At 63.5% G+C, this 266-nt stretch carries 1 protein-coding gene; it reads right to left on the reverse strand.

The window, feature by feature from the left end; genetic code table 11:
* A partial coding sequence (locus C1X29_RS28650) for a GDP-mannose 4,6-dehydratase (protein ID WP_146023319.1) occupies window positions 1-266 on the reverse strand: 266 nt, incomplete at both ends.

The raw sequence follows: 266 nt of genomic DNA on the forward strand, positions 1-266 counted from the left end.
CGCTGACCGCCTTGCGCACGGCCTCCAGCAGGTGAACCGTACCCATGACGTTAGTGGCATAAGTGCCGACCGGGTCATCATAGGAGGCACGCACCAGCGGTTGCGCGGCCATGTGGATTACGATCTCTGGGTCGGCCGCAACCAACGCCTGCTCCAGCACTTCGCGATCGCGGATGTCACCGATAATCGAGGTCATGCCGGCAGCTACACCGGCGACATCGAACAGTGCCGGCTCTGTGGGTGGCGTCAGCGCGAAGCCTGTCAGC

The sequence above is a fragment of the Pseudomonas sp. GW456-12-10-14-LB2 genome, assembly GCF_002884345.1.
Taxonomy (GTDB): Bacteria; Pseudomonadota; Gammaproteobacteria; order Pseudomonadales; family Pseudomonadaceae; genus Aquipseudomonas; species Aquipseudomonas paraglycinae.